Origin of the sequence: Streptomyces sp. NPDC058637, from assembly GCF_042717325.1 — a bacterium.
Lineage (GTDB): Bacteria > Actinomycetota > Actinomycetes > Streptomycetales > Streptomycetaceae > Streptomyces.
In genome coordinates, this window is record NZ_JBHXRD010000046.1 from 1 (window position 1) to 15,788 (window position 15,788).

The 15,788-nt window shown below is 71.0% G+C and carries 14 protein-coding genes; 9 read left to right on the top strand and 5 right to left on the bottom strand.

Features of this window, described 5'->3' with window-relative positions; all coding sequences use genetic code 11:
* The first annotated feature begins 192 nt into the window (after positions 1-192).
* A complete protein-coding gene (locus ACFWVP_RS31895) occupies positions 193-546 on the top strand; it encodes a PRC-barrel domain-containing protein (RefSeq protein ID WP_384501463.1) in 354 nt (117 codons plus the stop codon).
* Positions 547-1,059: 513 nt separating this feature from the next.
* Here the strand turns inward: ACFWVP_RS31895 and ACFWVP_RS31900 are convergent.
* Both ACFWVP_RS31900 and ACFWVP_RS31905 read right to left on the bottom strand, forming a co-directional pair.
* A complete protein-coding gene (locus ACFWVP_RS31900; protein ID WP_384501464.1) occupies positions 1,060-1,266 on the bottom strand; it encodes a hypothetical protein in 207 nt (68 codons plus the stop codon).
* A gap of 16 nt (positions 1,267-1,282) precedes the next feature.
* Entirely contained in the window at positions 1,283-1,540 is a 258-nt protein-coding gene (locus tag ACFWVP_RS31905; protein ID WP_384501465.1) for a hypothetical protein, read from the bottom strand.
* A 115-nt stretch (positions 1,541-1,655) separates the two neighbouring features.
* Between ACFWVP_RS31905 and ACFWVP_RS31910 the strand changes: the two genes are divergently transcribed.
* From ACFWVP_RS31910 to ACFWVP_RS31930, 5 genes are all read left to right on the top strand, one after another.
* The gene (locus ACFWVP_RS31910) at positions 1,656-2,498 is read left to right on the top strand and encodes a Scr1 family TA system antitoxin-like transcriptional regulator (RefSeq protein WP_384501466.1); all 843 of its coding nucleotides are present in this window, start codon (positions 1,656-1,658) and stop codon (positions 2,496-2,498) included.
* Complete coding sequence (locus ACFWVP_RS31915; protein ID WP_384501467.1) at positions 2,479-2,745, top strand: DUF397 domain-containing protein; 267 nt, start codon at positions 2,479-2,481, stop codon at positions 2,743-2,745. Before ACFWVP_RS31910 ends, ACFWVP_RS31915 begins: the two co-directional genes overlap by 20 nt.
* Before the next feature lie 188 nt (positions 2,746-2,933).
* Entirely contained in the window at positions 2,934-4,613 is a 1,680-nt protein-coding gene (locus ACFWVP_RS31920; protein ID WP_384501507.1) for a sensor histidine kinase, read from the top strand.
* 93 nt (positions 4,614-4,706) lie between these two features.
* Complete coding sequence (locus tag ACFWVP_RS31925) at positions 4,707-5,360, top strand: response regulator (RefSeq protein ID WP_384501468.1); 654 nt, start codon at positions 4,707-4,709, stop codon at positions 5,358-5,360.
* Between the two features lie 75 nt (positions 5,361-5,435).
* Complete coding sequence (locus tag ACFWVP_RS31930; protein ID WP_384501469.1) at positions 5,436-5,828, top strand: type II toxin-antitoxin system VapC family toxin; 393 nt, start codon at positions 5,436-5,438, stop codon at positions 5,826-5,828.
* A 5-nt stretch (positions 5,829-5,833) separates the two neighbouring features.
* Here the strand turns inward: ACFWVP_RS31930 and ACFWVP_RS31935 are convergent, their stop codons facing one another.
* Positions 5,834-6,787 (bottom strand): NAD(P)-dependent alcohol dehydrogenase, encoded by a 954-nt coding sequence (locus ACFWVP_RS31935; RefSeq protein ID WP_384501470.1) that lies wholly within the window; start codon positions 6,785-6,787, stop codon positions 5,834-5,836.
* A gap of 59 nt (positions 6,788-6,846) precedes the next feature.
* Between ACFWVP_RS31935 and ACFWVP_RS31940 the strand changes: the two genes are divergently transcribed.
* Together ACFWVP_RS31940 and ACFWVP_RS31945 are read left to right on the top strand one after the other, a co-directional pair.
* The gene (locus ACFWVP_RS31940; protein WP_384501471.1) at positions 6,847-7,479 is read left to right on the top strand and encodes a TetR/AcrR family transcriptional regulator; all 633 of its coding nucleotides are present in this window, start codon (positions 6,847-6,849) and stop codon (positions 7,477-7,479) included.
* A gap of 248 nt (positions 7,480-7,727) precedes the next feature.
* A complete protein-coding gene (locus ACFWVP_RS31945; RefSeq protein WP_384501472.1) occupies positions 7,728-8,630 on the top strand; it encodes a hypothetical protein in 903 nt (300 codons plus the stop codon).
* A 112-nt stretch (positions 8,631-8,742) separates the two neighbouring features.
* On the opposite strand, the gene ACFWVP_RS31950 is transcribed toward ACFWVP_RS31945, so the two are convergent.
* Positions 8,743-11,331, bottom strand: coding sequence for a glycoside hydrolase family 9 protein (locus tag ACFWVP_RS31950; RefSeq protein ID WP_384501473.1), 2,589 nt, complete (start codon positions 11,329-11,331; stop codon positions 8,743-8,745).
* A gap of 419 nt (positions 11,332-11,750) precedes the next feature.
* Between ACFWVP_RS31950 and ACFWVP_RS31955 the strand changes: the two genes are divergently transcribed.
* Positions 11,751-12,791 carry a LacI family DNA-binding transcriptional regulator gene (locus ACFWVP_RS31955; protein ID WP_384501474.1) on the top strand — a complete coding sequence of 347 codons (1,041 nt, stop codon included), beginning with the start codon at positions 11,751-11,753 and terminating at the stop codon, positions 12,789-12,791.
* A 116-nt stretch (positions 12,792-12,907) separates the two neighbouring features.
* On the opposite strand, the gene ACFWVP_RS31960 is transcribed toward ACFWVP_RS31955, so the two are convergent.
* Positions 12,908-15,688, bottom strand: coding sequence for a glycosyl hydrolase (locus ACFWVP_RS31960; protein ID WP_384501475.1), 2,781 nt, complete (start codon positions 15,686-15,688; stop codon positions 12,908-12,910).
* Positions 15,689-15,788: the final 100 nt, after the last annotated feature.

Sequence of the window (15,788 nt, forward strand, 5' to 3'; positions counted from 1 at the left end):
GGGGGGCGGGGGGGTGGGTTTGCCGGTGTTTAACACAATATCACTCTATATTGTTGGGGGGGGGGGCGCCTCCCCCTGGCGCCCCCCCCCCCCCACGTTTCCCTTTCCCCGTCCCTCAATATGCGTACTCCGCCGAAACAGGGGCACGCGAGTTCCAGAACACGAAAGATTCCGTCGCGAAAGGAGCCAATGATGAACGACTACCTGTGGGGCTACCAGCCGACAAGCGGTCACACCGCCGGCGCCGACCTGACCGGTTATTCGGTCGAGGCGACGGACGGAGGAGTCGGAAAGGTCGACAAGCATTCCGACGAGGCCGGCTCGGCCTACCTCGTCGTCGACACCGGTGTCTGGATCTTCGGCAAGGACGTCCTGCTGCCCGCAGGCACGATCAGGGCCATCGACATCGGGGACCGGAAGATATACGTCGACCTGACCAAGGCCCAGATCAAGGATTCGCCCGAATTCGACAGGCACCTGCACGCGGACGACCCGGGCTATCACGCCCAACTCGACAGCTACTACGGCACCTTCCGCATCATGTGACCTCGCGCACCCTGACCGGCCGGAAACGGGCGGCGAGCCGGTCGGAGAACCGGACGCCGCCCACCGGCCTCACACTGTCCGGACGCTGATCCGTGAACCATCGGGCAGTACGTACGGGCAGAGGGAAGCGGCAGACATGACGCACGGGCCGGCGAGTGGTGACCGTGAAGGATCGACGGCCCCGCGCGAAGAACGGCGGGCCGAGGAGGAGCGCGGGCCGCGACACGGCATCACCCGAACGGCGTTCGCCGTCCTGCGCCGTGACGGACTCCCCCTCTTCGGCCGGGCCGCACGCGTAGCCGGGCCGACGGCACCGGGTGGACCACTGGTGACGGTCCGTCGCCGGACTCCTGGCCCCCATCGCCTTCGCCCTGCTCCTCACCAGCGCCCTGACCCTTCCACCCGGCGTACGCCACCCTCGCGATACTCCACCAGCGGCTCGTCCTTTCCCGGGAGCGGCAGGCAGCGGGGGCGAGGGCCACCCGGACGTGACGCCCGGGACGACCTACGGCCTCACGGCAGCCGCCCCTCCCAGTTGATCTCCCTCACCCGGGCCCGCAGCACGAGCCCCGGCGGGGCCGGCCGGACGGCTTCGGGCGGACAGTCCCACTCCGCGCCACCCCCCGGCGGGCGCAGTTGTACGTACGGCCCGACGCGCCCCATCACGCGGCCGACCCTGCCGTCCCGGCCGTCCATGGCGAACGATCCGGGCTCCGGCATGCACGGCTCAAGTCCTTCAACTGTCATGTGCCGCCGCCGCTTCCCGCCGCAGTTCTTCCAGCCCGGCACTCAGCCGCAGCGCCGTGTCGATCGTGCACCGGCCGAGATCCACCAGCGGTGCCGGCTCGTCGCGTGCGCACGACACCGGGTCGATCCGCAGCGAGGGCAGTTTCACGCCGATCCCGGCGAGCCCCGCCCGCAGCCGTGCCACCGCGTCCTCCGCAGCCCGCACTCTGCCCGCTGCTTCTCTGCGCCGTTCCGTAGCCGTCGTCATGATCTTCCCCATTTCCACGCTGAGTAGTGGCTATGCCTACCCAGCGTGGTCAATTCGTCGCTAACGTGGAAGAGGTGCAGTTCCAACACCCGCACGTGTGTCACAGGGAGTCGCCATGCCCGGGCCGAAGAAGCTCGATCCCTCCTCCTCCCCCCGCGCCCTCCTCGGCGCCGAACTCCGCCACCGGCGCGAGGCCGCAGGCCTCTCCCAGGAGGAACTGGGCACGCCGCTGTTCGTCAGCGGCTCCTTCATCGGCCAGTTGGAGGCCGGTACGCGCCGGATGCAGGCCGACCAGGCCCAGAAACTGGACGAGGTGCTGGGCGCCGACGGGTTCTTCACACGGAACTGCGTCGCGCTGAAGCAGTCGAAGTACCCGGACCACTTCGCGGAAGCCGCAGAGGCGGAGGCCGTCGCGGAGACCATTCGGGAGTACTCGCCGCTTCTCGTGCCTGGGCTGCTGCAAGCAGAGGTGTACGCGCGGACGGTGTTCCAGGGCTACCGGCCAACCGCCCCGGAGGAGACGATCGACGAGCTCGTCGCAGCCAGGATCGAGCGAGCAGGTCTTCTCGTCCATCCAACAACGCCCATGGTTTGGACGGTTCTCGACGAGGCCGTCCTGCGAAGGAAAGTTGGTGGGCCCTCAGTCATGGCGGAGGCACTGCACCACCTCACACGACTGATTCACCAGCGACGCATCATCGTGCAGGTTCTGCCCTTCAGCGCAGGCGGGCACGCGGCAATGGGCGGACCGCTCAAGCTCATGGCATTTCCGGACGCACCGCCCCTGGCCTACCTGGACGGACTGGGTTCCGGCCAGCTCCTCGATGATCCGGCAGCAGTCAGGGCGTACGAACTCACCTACGATCTACTCGTGGCCAGCGCATTGTCACCGGAAGCGTCCCTGGCCCTGATCGAGTCGGTGGCGGAGGATTACGCCCATGAAGCCCATCGGATCTGACTACGACCTGTCCACGGCGACTTGGCACAAGTCTTCATACAGCGACGCGAGCGGCGGCAACTGCCTCGAAGTCGCCACCTGGCGGAAGTCCTCGTACAGCGACGGCAGTGGCGGCAACTGCCTCGAAGTCGCCGACGGTCACCCCGGCGTCGTCCCCGTGCGCGACTCCAAGGTGATCGACGGACCCGCGCTCCTCTTCCGGTCCGACGCGTGGGCCGCCTTCGTCACCGGTCTCCAGCGCGGCTAGGTTCCGCGACTTTCGTCGCAGGCCGCTGCGACCAATGGCCACAGCGGTGTCCGGTCCGGGGTCTCTACGGTTGGCGCGTGACTCGTGTCGAACCCATGGACCCCGCTACCCCGCCCCTGACTTCGGCGGTGAGGGCGCTTCAGGCGTTCCGGCCGACCGTGCCGGGGCGGGCCCTCTTCGCGCCCGGGATGTGGCCCGTCGGGCGTGTCGTCGGTGAATCGGTCCTCAGCCTGGCGCTCGCGCTGCTGGCGATGGGCGCCGAGCTCCTGGACGACAGCGGCACCGCGCAGGTCGTCGGCGTCGCGCTGGGGGCGGGGCTGCTGTCGCCCCTGCGTCGGGTGCTCCCCGCGACCGTCCTGCTGGTGGTCGCCGTCGGCTCCGTCCCGTTCGCGGGACTCGGGCCGTTGTTGCTCGTCGCGTCGTGGTCGGCCGGGCGGCGGATCGAGGGGCTGGGCAGGGCGGCCGGTGTCTTCGCGCTCACCTACGTCCTCACCGTCGGTCTGGCCGCCGTGTGGGAGCCCGATGTCTCCCTGTCGATGCTGGTCTTCAGCGGACTGTTCCTGCTGGTCCCGATCATCGTGCCGGGGCTCGCCGGGCGTTACTGGTCGCAGCGGCGCACCTTGACCGACACCCTGCGCGAGTACAACGCGCAGCTGCTGCGCGAGCGCGAGATGATCGCCGGGCACGCCCGGATACGGGAGCGTCAGCGCATCGCGCAGGACATGCACGACAGCCTCGGCCATCAGCTCGCGCTGATCGCGGTGCACACCGGTGCGCTGGAGGTGGACCGTGAGCTGACGGGGCGGCAGCGGGAGGCCGTCGGTGTGCTGCGGGAGGCGTCGGTGGCCGCGATGCACGAACTGCGTGACGTGGTGGGCGTACTGCGGGACGGGGTTCCGGAGGGTCCGCAGGCAGCCGAGCCGGACGGTGAGGAGCCCGGGAACCCCTCTCGTGGGGTGGCCGGTATCGATGGTCTGGCGGAGGGGTCGCGGAGGGCCGGGGCGGTCGTGGACGTGCGGCGTTCGGGCGAGGAGCGGCAGCTCGCGCCGACGGCCGACCATGCGGCGTACCGCGTGGTCCAGGAGGGTCTGACCAACGCGCACAAGCACGCTCCGGGAGCCGCGATCACGATCGGGCTGCGGTACGAGCCGGACTCGCTGGTCGTGGAGGTCGCCAACGGTCCGGCGGTGGAGCCGGTGAGCGGCAGGGTGGCGAGCGGCTGCCAGGGGCTGACGGGGCTGGAGGAACGGGCGCGGCTCGTCGGCGGGATGGTGCACGCCGGCCCCACGGCGGACGGCGGCTTCCGGCTGGCGGGCGTCCTGCCGTACACCTCGCCGGGTGACGGCTTCCCGAGCCCGCCGCCCGGTGATGTCCTGGCGACGTTCGTCGCGCCCACCGACGACTTTCGGGCGCAGAACGCGAAGGGCTCCGCGGGTGAAAGTGATCCGGTCACCGACTGGAACGGTTTCCCGAAGGAGTTGGCCAGGACCATGAGCAGGACCAAGAGGGGCAACGGCATAGCCATCGGCTGCGGAGTCGCGGCGCTCGTCGCCGTGCTGCTGGTGATCGGTCTGGTCGTCGGGGGGATCTTCCTCATGCGTGAGGCGGACACGGCGATGATCGAGCCCAAGCAGTACGAGGCCGTGAAGGTCGGCCAGTCCGAGGCGGAGGTCCGTGATCAGCTGCCGAGCGGCGAGTCTTTCCTGAACACCGAGACGGGCAAGGGCGGGCCGCCCGAGCCGGAGGGGTCGACGTGTCTCACGCTCCTCTCCACGGAGTTCGGCACGGGCTGGGACGCGGAGCCGGTGTTCCGGTTCTGCTTCAAGGACGGGAAGCTGATCGAGAAGAAATCCTTCGAGACGAAGTGAGGTCTCCTGCCCAGGTGTTCGATGCGGACGGCCGATCGGGGATGATGAGCCGATGCCCGCAGGTATGACCGCTCAGGACCGTTCGGGAGAGTCGTGATCAGGGTTCTTGTGACGGACGACGAGCCGCTCATTCGCGCGGGCATCCGGATGATCCTTGCCTCGGCCGACGACATCGACGTCGTGGCCGAGGCGGCGAACGGCCGCGAGGCGGTCGAGATCGCGCGGGCCCAGCGTGTGGACGTGGCCCTGCTGGACATCCAGATGCCGGTCATGGACGGGCTGACGGCCCTGGCCGAGCTGCGCCGGACCGTGCCCGAGGTGCGGGTACTGATCCTGACGACGTTCGGGGAGCGGCACAACGTCCTGCGGGCCCTGACGGAGGGGAGCGCGGGCTTCCTCCTGAAGGACTCGGCGCCCGCGGAGCTCATGCGCGCGGTCCGGGCGGCGGCGGCCGGGGAGGCGTATCTGTCGCCCGGCGCCACCCGTCATGTCGTGGACTCGCTGGCCTCCGGCGGGACCGCGCACCGCGCGGAACAGGCCCGCCGCCGGCTGGAGAAGCTGACGGGACGCGAACGGGACGTCCTGGCCCTGCTCGGCGAGGGCCTGTCCAACGCGGACGCCGGTCAGCGGATCCATATGAGCGAGGCGACGGTCAAGGCGTACGTGAGCCGCATCCTCGCCAAGCTGGAGTGCGAGAACAGGGTGCAGGCCGCCCTGCTGGCCCGGGACGCGGGCCTGGAGGCGTAGGCCGCGCCCGGTCACAGCACCCGTGCACATGACAAGAGTTTTGTTGAACTGCGCGGCGGACGCGTCGGACGCGGCGTGAGTGGGACGCTCGTCCTCGGCTGCGAGGGTCTGTCCAAGCTGGTACGCCGCACACCCGAGCTCACTGAGTGGCTGGCTGCGGCGGAGGCGGAGGACATCCGCGTCGTCACCAGCTCCGTCACGCTCGTCGAGGCCCGCGAAGCGCGAGTGAATCAGGCCCGATTCGATTTCGCTGTTTCGCGCGTGAACGTCGTTCCTCCGAGCGAAGCCGTCGCCCGGCACGCGAGCAGCCTCCTTGCCGCATCCGGCCTGCACGGACACGAGTACGCCCTCGACGCGATCGTGGCCGCCACCGCGCTCGCCGCGCCCGCTCCCGCGACCGTGCTGACCTCCGACCCCGAGGATCTCCTCGTACTGTGCGGTCCCGGCGTCCAGGTCTTCAGGATCTGACCCGATCACACCACCTGGATCACGTGCTTCCCCCGCACTCCGCCCGCTTCCAGGGCCCGGTGGGCGGTGGCGATGCCGCTCAGGGGGTGGACGGTGTCCACCACGGGACGGATCGCGCCGCTCTCCGCGTAGCGGGTCAGTTCGGCGAACAGGTCGTGCTTCGGGTTGCCGCTGAAGAAGCGGACCCGGCGCGGGCCGTGGACCGTCGAGGTGAGCAGGTAGGAGAGGCTCCGGGCGAGGTGCTCCATGTCGAACGCGATGGAGACCATGCGCCCGCCGGGGGCCAGGAGCCTCCGGAAGGCGGGGTGTTCGGTGCCGACCGTGTCCAGGACGACATCGAAGGTGCCGAGGTCGGCCGGACCCGTCGTCGTGTAGCTGAAGGCCTCGTCGGCGCCCAGGTCCCGGACGAAGTCGAGGTTGCCGGCTCCCGCGAGGCCGGTGACATGCGCCCCCAGGGCCTTGCCGAGTTGTACGGCGACGCTGCCGATCCCGCCGGAGGCACCGCGTACGAGGAGCCGCTCCCCCGGTTTCAGCCGCGCCTTGGCCCGCAGCGCCGTGATGGCCGTCGTGCCCGCGGGAAGGGAGGCGGCCTCGATCAGGCCGAGGTTCTCCGGGGCGTACGACAGCTGCCGGGGCCGGACGGCCACGTATTCGGCGGCGCTTCCGAAGCGGCGCCCCAGCACCCCCCACACCCGGTCGCCCTCGCGCAGGCCCGTCACGGCGGGGTCGACCCGGGCGATCTCGCCGGTGAAGTCCATCCCCGTGCGCAGGGGGAAGCGGCGGCCCGTCACCAGGCGCACGCGGCCGGCCCGGCCGTACAGTTCTCCTCCGTTGACGCTCGTCGCGTGGACGCGGACCAGCACCTCGCCCCGCTGGAGGACCGGTACGGGGACCCGGCCCTCGTACAGCACCTCGGGCGGGCCGTAACTGTCGTAGAGCGCTGCTCTCATGTCATTCATGTTTTCCACGCTAGACGGGTAAACGGATGGCACCCTCCATTTAGCCCGAAGTGAGAAACATGCCTGCTCAGCTGCCTCAGAAGGCGCTCCGCGCCGACGCCCGGGAGAACCGCGACCGCATCCTCAAGGCCGCCCGCGAGGCGTACGCCCTCCATGGGATCGACGTACCGATGGCCACGATCGCCCGGCGCGCGGGCGTCGGGGTCGCCACGCTCTACCGACGCTTCCCCACCCGGGCCGCCCTCGTGACCGAGTCCTTCGCCGAACAGCTCGAACACTGTGTGGCCGCGCTGTTCGAGGCGCTGGAGGATCCTGATCCCTGGCACGGGTTCTGCGTGTTCATCGAACAGATCTGTCTGACGCAGGCGACGGAGCGGGGCTTCACCCAGGCGTTCTTCTCCCAGGTCCCCGATCACGTCGAGTACACCGCGCAGCGGACCCGCGCGGAGGAGGGGCTGGCGCTGCTGGTGCGGCGGGCCCAGGATTCCGGGCAGTTGCGCCAGGACTTCGGCGTGGACGACATCGTCCTGGTGATGCTGGCCAACTGCGGTGCGACGGCCGGGGCGGGCGAGCAGGCCGCCGCCGCGTCCCGGCGACTGGTCGCCTATCTGCTCCAGTCGTTCCGGGCCGGACCGGCCGCTCCCCTGCCGTCGCCCGTGCGGCTGGACCTGGACCGGATCCACCCGCACTGAGCGCGGGCGCGGAACCGGAAGCAGGAGCTGGACCGGGGCTCAAGCCGCGAGTTCCGAGCGCTCTTTCAGCGGAATGGGTGGAGGGACTGCTTTCCCACCCACCCTCCCTGCCTGCGGTCTTGACTTTTCGTGACCGACTTGCCACGGAAGGTCATGGCGTTCTAGCGTGCCGGTAGACCAAGCGACCCCCACCTGGTGCGGGAACACCGGGCAGGGGTCTCACCAGATCGATCGAAGAAGGCGATCTCATGGCTGCCGGCCAGTTTAGTGCTGTCCCCTCCACCCCGTACGAGCCCCCGCACCCGATGGCCGATCCCGGCTACGGCAAGCGCTCGGCTCCGGACCAGCGAGCGCGCGGTGAGCGCGACTTCGCGCATCTGCCGCCCCGCGAGGCGGCCGTCGCCGCGTACATCGACCGGCTGCCCGACGGCGCCGACATCTCCGTGAAGACCCTGGCCAAGTGGCTCCCGTACGGGCAGTGCGCCCTGCGTACCGCGCTCAACCGGATCCAGGCGGCCGGCCACCTGCGCCGGGGCAGCGAGTGCGTCGCCACCGACGAGGTGCTGCTCTGGGTCACCCGGACGTTCTTCTCCCGGACCGCGCGGGACGACGAATGGTGGGCGGCCTTCAGCCGGGGCGACGTACCGCAGGAGGCGCGACGCCTCACCCGTTCACGGGCGTTCGTCCTGCTGGCCGCGCTGGGGCGCACCGCACCCGCGCTGAGCCTGTCGGCGGCGGACTGCGTGAGTCTGGAACCGCAGGTGAGCGAGTGGTTCGAGCGGGGCGCCACCGAGGCGCAGACCCTGCACGCCCTGACGCGCGGGCTCCCCGCCGTCGTGCACCACGCCGCCTCCCTCGTCCGGCGCCGCCTTCTCGACAAGCTGCCGCCCGAACGGATCGACCAGGCCCCGCGAACGGTCCTGCGCACCCTGGAATGCGGGATGTGCCGCGCGCCCGGCAGCCCGGAGGCGCTGCGCGACGGCCTGTGCGCCCGGTGCCGGAACGAGACGGTGGACACGCCCACAGGTCCCCCGGGAGCGGTGCCCACCGACGGCGTGCAGGAGCGGATGGCGGCGGTCCGGGCGGGCCTCGTGCCACGGCAGGACCGGACCGGCAGGGCCAGGGGGTCCATGGCCCGCGCCCGGCGCTGAAGGCGGATTCCAGGCTCGGCGACGGCAGCAACGAACAGGCCGCACCCGGACGGGTCCCGGGTGCGGTGTCCGCCGGAAGGCGGGCCGCACCCGGGCGGGATCGCGGGCCGGGTCAGCCCGTCGTGCAGGAGCGGCCGTTGAGTTTGAAGGTGCTGGGGGTGGTCGCCGCGCCGGAAGCCTTGGTGTTGAAGCCGAAGTCGACCGTGGCACCCGGTGCGATCACCCGGTTCCAGGACAGCGGCCGGGCGCTGAGCGTCCTGCCGTGCTGTTCGAACTCGGCGCTCCAGGTGTGGCTGACCGCCTGCTCACCGGGGAGCAGCCAGGTCAGCTGCCAGGGCGAGACCGGCTCCGAGCCGGTGTTCTTCAGCTTCACCGTGACCGTCGAGCCGGTGCTCCACGGGTGCGTGGCGTAGGAGACCTCGCAGGTGCGCGATGCCGCGCGCCGGCCGTCGCCCGCGTCGTCCAGATACGAGGCGATGAAGGCGAGCGGTGCGTTCCAGTTGATGGTGACCTCGTTGGTGGCCCAGGAGCCGATGTCGTCGATGTAGCACATCGCGGGCGCGCAGCCGTTCAGCTTCTCCACGGCGACCGGGTCACCGGCGGCGACGGCCGTGAGGTTGGGGCCGCCCGCGACCGAACCGGCCGGCGGGTGGGGGAGGTCCGGGTCGTTCTGGTTCGCCCAGAAGCGGTGGTGCTGGTTACGGGAGTCCCGCTCGCCGTAACCGGTGACGTACGACTGGTTGAGGGGGTTGCGGCCGAGAAGGTAGTCCGCGCCGCCCAGCACCGCGTCCTGGTAGGCGGCTTCGCCGGTCAGGTCGTGGGCGGTGGCCAGCACGATCATGTTGTTCAGGACCTGGCTGTTGGAACCCCAGACGTAGTCCTCGTCCTTCGGGGCGTACGGCAGGCCGTACACCTGGGCGCGGGACTGCGCGGCGTAGCGGTCGGCCGCCGTGGTGACGACGGAGCGGACCTCGTCGAGCTGTGCCGGTGTCAGGCCGTTCGGCACGGTGGCCAGCGTGAGCACGCCGAGCCCGCCGGTGGAGCCCCACGAGATGCCGCCACCCGCCGGGAAGACCGCGTCGGTGTCGCCGTGCAGGTCCGAGGAGAGCAGGGCCTGGCGGAACGCGGCCTCCCCCGTCGTGGTGAACAGCTCCGCGGCGGCCCAGTAGAACTCGTCCGAGACGTCGCCGTCGCTGTACGCGCCGCCGCCCGTGCCGTCGTTCGGGTCGGCGAGGACGTCCGGGTGCGCCTCGGCCGCGGCCCAGGCGGTCCGGGCGGCTTCCAGGCAGCGGTCGGCGAAGGCCGCGTCGTAGGGGGCGTAGAGCCGGGCGCACTGGGCCGCCGCGGCGGCCAGGTTGAGCGTGGCGGCCGTCGAGGGCGGGTGCAGCTCGCGCTGCTGGGGGTCGAGGTGCGGGGCGAGCGGCAGGCCCGTCCACGCGGCGTCGTGCATCTTGTGGTGGGCCATCCCGGCCAGCGGCTCACCGGCGGGGACCTGCATCCGCATCAGGAACTCCATCTCCCAGCGCGCCTCGTCGAGGATGTCCGGTACGGCGTTGCCCCGCTCGGGCACCCGCAGCGCGCCGTCCCCGAACTCCGCGGACTCGGCGTCCTCTGCGGTCAGGGTGCGCTCGTACGTGGCCATGAGCTGGGCCACCGAGATCCCGCCGTTGACCACGTACTTGCCGTGGTCGCCAGCGTCGTACCAGCCGCCCGACACGTCCAGCCGGTAGTCACAGACACCGGGCTGACAGGGGACGTCCGTGTCGCCCTTGTTGGGCGCCACACCGATGTGTCCGGCCGGCCGCGCGTAGGCCTCGCCGACGAGGTCCGCGTCGATGGGGGTGCCGCTGCGGTTGTGGTAGAAGTACGCCAGCGCGTCGGAGCGCAGGCTGTCGTACAGGTCGGAGCGCAGCGAGAACGGCTCGCTGACCTGGCCGTCGATCTCGACGGTGTAGCCGTCGCCGGACGTGGTGAGGGCACTGAAGTCGAAGGTGTGGACGCGCAGTCGGGAGCTCGGGTCCTCACCCTGCGGGACGGTCGTTCCGGTGGCGGCCGTCGTACCGTCGGCGGCCTTCACGGACCAGGCGAGGGGTGCCTCGGCGTCGGTGACGACCGTGCCCTTCTTGGGGCCGTGGGGCAGGTATCCGACCTGGTTGACGCGGACCGGCGAACCGGTGTCCGGCTCGTACACGGGCGGCTCGGCGCCGCCGCGCAGCGACACGTCGTCGAGGCAGAAGGTGGTCGCGCTGTCGCCGCCCCCGATCTGCAGGGCGACCTGGGCGCCCGGACGGTCGGCCGCGGCGGTGAAGACATGGGTGACCGTCACGGGGTCCGGCCCGACCGGGTCGGCGGTGGCCAGCTCCGTCGTGTAGGGCGCGGTGGCCTGCTGGACACGGGTCTGGACGGTGAGGGGTTCGGTCGACGAGGCCGTGTAGCTGAGCGTGTAGCTCTCGCCCGCGACGATCGGGATGTCGTTCTGTCCGATGATGACGTCCCACGGATTGGCCGTCCCGGCCGGTACGGGGGCGCAGAGCCGGCCCTCGTTCACGGCCCCGGACGTGTTGGCCGTCCACCACCAGGGAGCGGTACCGGCGGCGAAGTCGCCGTTGGTGATCTGTTCGGGGCCGGGTTCGGCCTCCTGGGCACCGGCCGTGCCGGGCACCGCCAGCACCGCCGCGAACAGTAACGCGGCGGCTGACATCCCGAACGCGCGCCGCCCGTACCGGGGGCGGACGCGCACGGGCCGTGCGGGGAGTGGTGAGGCATTCACCGGGAGGGCCTTTCGTCGACTGGGTGCGGGTGGGAGGCTCCTGCATATGGGAGCGCTCCCATCGGCATTGTGGAGGCGGATCGGCCGATCCGCCAGGGTCATGACAGAGAATGGGGAGATTGTCCGGGCGGGCCGCCGCCCCCGGATCGGCAGCTCCGCCGACCCGGCTCGGCAGGCGGCGATCCGACTTCCGGCGGGGGCAGCCATCGGCTCCCCACGGTTCCCCGCGGTCCCTGCCGAGGCGTGGTTGGGAGCGCTCTCAGCCTCGGGGCGCCTCGGCGTTACGCTGTAGGCGACCTGGCGGTGCCCCGTCTGCCCGTGCCGCCGCCCAGCAACGAGGAGCGCCCGTCTTGCCTGAGCAGCACCCCGGGTCCCGGCCCACCCTGGAAGCCGTCGCGGCGCGGGCCGGGGTGTCACGGGCCACCGCGTCCCGGGTGGTCAACGGGGGTGACGGGGTCCGCAAACCGCTGGTGGACAAGGTGCGCCAGGCGGTCGAGGAGCTCCAGTACATTCCGAACCACGCCGCCCGGACCTTGGTCACCCGGCGCACCGGAGCGGTGGCCGTGGTCATCGCGGAGCCGGAGATCCGGATCTTCTCGGACCCGTTCTTCTCCCAGCAGCTCCGGGGCATCAGCAAGGAACTGGCCGCCCACGACACCCAGCTGGTGCTGCTGATCGTGGAGGGGCCCGCGGACTTCGACCGGATCGCGCGCTATCTGTCCGGCGGCCATGTCGACGGGGCCCTCGCCTTCTCCCTCCACACCGACGACCCGCTGCCCGCGATCACCCGGCGGGCCGGGATCCCGACGGTGTACGGGGGCCGGCCGAGCTGGACGGCCGGGCCCGGGGAACAGGCCGTGCAGTACGTGGACGCCGACAACCGGGGCGGGGCGCGGGTCGCCGTGCAGTATCTGCGGGGGCTCGGACGGGAGCGGATCGCGTACATCGGAGGGCCGCCCGACCAGACCTCGGCCGTGGACCGGCTCGACGGCTACCGGGACATCCTGCTGGAGCCGGACCCGACGCTCGTCGCCGAGGGCGCGTTCACCGTGGAGAGCGGGGCACGGGCGATGGCGGAGATCCTGGAGCGGCGGCCCGACCTGGACGCGGTGTTCGCGGCCAACGACCTGATGGCCACGGGGGCCCTGCGGGTGCTTCACGGGCACGGGATCGCCGTGCCCGAGCAGGTCGCCCTGGTCGGATTCGACGACATGGACTCGGTGGCCGAGACAGCCGACCCGCCCCTGACCACGGTCCGGCAGGACATCGAGGGCCAGGGCCGGCTGATGGCCCGGCTGCTGCTGCGCGGCCTGGACAAGGACCGTACGGAGGCCGACCGCCCCGACTCCGTGATCACCCCGACCACGCTCGTACGGCGCGCGTCGGCCTGAGCGACGTACGGCGCGCGTCGGCGTAGAAGTGGGTACGGCGGGCCCCGGCGCAGGACCGCGGAACGCACGGCGGGCCCCGGGCCGAAAGACCCGGGACCCGCCGCACACCATGGTGTCTAGACGTACGGGATCTTCACGACCGCCGCGTCCGTGCCGGTCTGCACCTGGGACGTGCCGTTGCCCAGCGCGTTCCAGATCTCCAGGCGGACCGTGCCGCCCGCGAGGTTGCCCAGGCTTCCGGTCACCGCCGCGGTGCCCACGGCCTGGGTGTACTCCTCCCACCCCGTGACCGGGTCGGTCGCGAAGTAGCGGAAGGTTTCCGTGCGATCGAAGGTGCCGTCGCCGGTGAGGTCGTAACTGACCCTGACCTGCGGGGCGAGACCCACCTTCGTACCCGCGTCGACCCGCAGGCGGAAGGTGGTGGACGCACCCGCCGAGAGTGTCCCGTCGACCTTCTTGACCTCGTAGACCGTCGGCCTGTACGGCGTGCCGTCCCGGTTGACGCCGTCGGCCGAGGCCAGTGTGTCGGCTCCCGCCGCGCCGTCCGTGGCGGTGGTGAGAACGCCGCCGGACTTCAGCCGGAAGGTGTTGCCGGTGGACGGGCCCGGCTCCTCGGGATCGGGGTCGCCGCCGCCGGCACCCGTGCCGGTGGCCGTGGAGCGGGCCGGGACGGAGAGGGTCTTGCCGTCGGAGAAGGTGACGGTGCGGGCGGTGGAGCCGTGGTTGTGAGCGGCGTACGTGCGGACGCCGTTCTTGGTGAAGACGGCCGATGTCGGGATGTTCCCACTGACCGTCAGGTCGGGCGCGCCCAGGCTGTCGAGCGTGCCGACCCAGTGGTACGTGTGCGCCTTGGACTCACCCTGCTCCGGGGTGTAGCCCGCGTTGCCCGCGTCCCACTTGGCCTTCGCCGCCGCCGGATCGGCCAGTGACTCGAACTCCCACAGGAGGTCGCGCCACTCGACTGCCGGTCCGCCGTTCTCGCGCTCCATCTCGGCGATGTTCCGCTTGATGGCGGCCTTCTCACGGGCCAGGTGCAGCGAACCACCGGTGACGGGGAGGACGTTGATGCCGTGGATCTCCTCCGGGTTCGCGGTCCACCAGGTGGAGTACGCGCCGCCGCTGCCCCAGACCATGCCGACCGTGTCGTGCCCGAAGGAGCCGGGGAAGACCTGCTGGTCGGCGTCGAACCAGTACTGCGTGATCGCTTCCGACTCGGTGGTCAGCAGATAGCTGCCGAGGTCGCGCAGCCCGGTGTCACCCGTCGCGGCGCCCCACAGGACGAGTCCCGCGCTGAGGTTGATCGACTCCGACGAGGACTCCTGGTTGTTGCCCGCCGCGAAGCCCTGGTGGCCGGAGGCCCAGCTGTGGCCCGCGTACACGTCGAAGCCACGCAGGAACGGGTACGCGGTGTCCGTGCGGCTGGGGTTGGCGGCGTCCCGCACCAGGGTCTTGACCATGGTGCCCCAGGCGGAGTCGGCCGCCCACGCCTGGTCGTACTGGGCGACGATCGCCGCCGCGTACACGTAGTAGCTGTAGTGGAAGTGGTGGTCGTTGAGCTCGGTGTCGCTGCCGTACGAGGCCGGGTAGCCGGTCAGCGTCTTCCAGGCCTTGTCGTAGCTGAACTCACTGGCTCCGCCCGCCGTGAACCACTCCTGGAGGCGGCCCTTCATCAGGCCGAGCAGCTTGTCCCGGATGCCCGGCTGGCCGATCTGGTCGGCGACGGGCACCAGCTGGGCGAGGCGGCCGAGCGCCTTGCCCGTCCAGTAGGTGTCACTGGCCCCGGAGAAGGGGTCGGAGGCGTTCGCCACCTCGTTCAGATATCCGGTCAGCCGCGCCTTGTCGACCCCGCTGGAGGCGGGCAGGGCGGGCAGCACGCCCTGGTTCTTCTGGCTGGTGGTGAAGGACGCGGACTCCCGCACCTTCATGGTGCCGCGCGGGGAGACGTACGTGTACGGCGTGAGCGCGTCCGTGGTGTGCAGCCACTGGTGGCGGTACAGCGCCTGGAGCGTGCCGCGCTCGGTGCCCTCCTTGGCCTCCGTGGTCAGGCTGTAGGTCGCCTTGACCGTGCCGCCGGTGGACTCCCAGGCCACCTTGGAGCCGGTGACGAAGCTGAAGGCGTACTTCCGGTAGGTCGCCAGCGCGTCCGTGGACGGCAGCACGGCGAGCGAGAAGTAGTCCTTGCCGCCGAGCCCGGCGGTGATCGCCGTGCCGGAGACGTTCCAGTCGCTGCCGGTCGGGGCGAACAGGGCGTAGTGGTGGCCGGCGACCGTGATGCCGAGGACGTTGCCGTTGTCCGCGAAGACCGTGGGGGTGCCGGCCGTGGTGATCCGGGCGTCGCCGCCGGAGCCCTTGGCGTACACGAAGGGCATGCCGTGCCCGATGGTCGTGCGCAGGGTGCGGGTGCCGTCCGACCAGTAGGGGGTGACCGTCCAGTCGGACCAGTCGTCGGCCTTGGTGTCCGGGGAGTTGAGGCCGTTGAGGCCGACGGTGAGGTCGGCCTTGTGGGCGTACTCGTACTGGCGGCCGTCACCGACGACCGCGGGCGTGGTCGGGTAGCCGACCTCCAGTCCGCCGGAGGTCGCCTGGTAGGTCAGCGGGTGCCCGTACATGGGGGTGGAGTACGGGTTGTCGCCGTAGCGCTGGTAGGCGAGGGAGGTCCACCAGTCGTTGGTGGGGACAGGCTTGTCCTTCGCCGCCGCGGTGAGCTTGGGCGTGACGGGAGCGCCGGTGTTCGTGGTGGGGCCGGAGGTACCGGCGGGGCGGCTGTCGGTGTAGCTGCCGGAACCTGCGGGGATGGTGGCGGCTGCCGCCGGGGATGCGGCAGGGCCCAGGCCCACGGCGGCCAGGGCGATGGCCAGGACCGTCGCCGCTGCTGGTCTGGAGAGGGAGGCTTGCATGGGGCAGCACCTCGTCATGGGGGGTCGGAGCGCGTTCGAGAGCGCTCTCAAGTGCCAAGGAACGTAAAACTTCTGAAACGTGAGTGTCAAGAGAACTCAC

Coding starts and splice junctions, on each gene's coding strand:
- ACFWVP_RS31895 (WP_384501463.1), top strand. CDS start 193: ATGAACGACTACCTGTGGGGCTACCAGCCGACAAGCGGTCACACCGCC.
- ACFWVP_RS31900 (WP_384501464.1), bottom strand. CDS start 1,266: ATGCCGGAGCCCGGATCGTTCGCCATGGACGGCCGGGACGGCAGGGTC.
- ACFWVP_RS31905 (WP_384501465.1), bottom strand. CDS start 1,540: ATGACGACGGCTACGGAACGGCGCAGAGAAGCAGCGGGCAGAGTGCGG.
- ACFWVP_RS31910 (WP_384501466.1), top strand. CDS start 1,656: ATGCCCGGGCCGAAGAAGCTCGATCCCTCCTCCTCCCCCCGCGCCCTC.
- ACFWVP_RS31915 (WP_384501467.1), top strand. CDS start 2,479: ATGAAGCCCATCGGATCTGACTACGACCTGTCCACGGCGACTTGGCAC.
- ACFWVP_RS31920 (WP_384501507.1), top strand. CDS start 2,934: ATGTGGCCCGTCGGGCGTGTCGTCGGTGAATCGGTCCTCAGCCTGGCG.
- ACFWVP_RS31935 (WP_384501470.1), bottom strand. CDS start 6,787: ATGAATGACATGAGAGCAGCGCTCTACGACAGTTACGGCCCGCCCGAG.
- ACFWVP_RS31940 (WP_384501471.1), top strand. CDS start 6,847: ATGCCTGCTCAGCTGCCTCAGAAGGCGCTCCGCGCCGACGCCCGGGAG.
- ACFWVP_RS31945 (WP_384501472.1), top strand. CDS start 7,728: ATGGCTGCCGGCCAGTTTAGTGCTGTCCCCTCCACCCCGTACGAGCCC.
- ACFWVP_RS31950 (WP_384501473.1), bottom strand. CDS start 11,331: ATGTCAGCCGCCGCGTTACTGTTCGCGGCGGTGCTGGCGGTGCCCGGC.
- ACFWVP_RS31960 (WP_384501475.1), bottom strand. CDS start 15,688: ATGCAAGCCTCCCTCTCCAGACCAGCAGCGGCGACGGTCCTGGCCATC.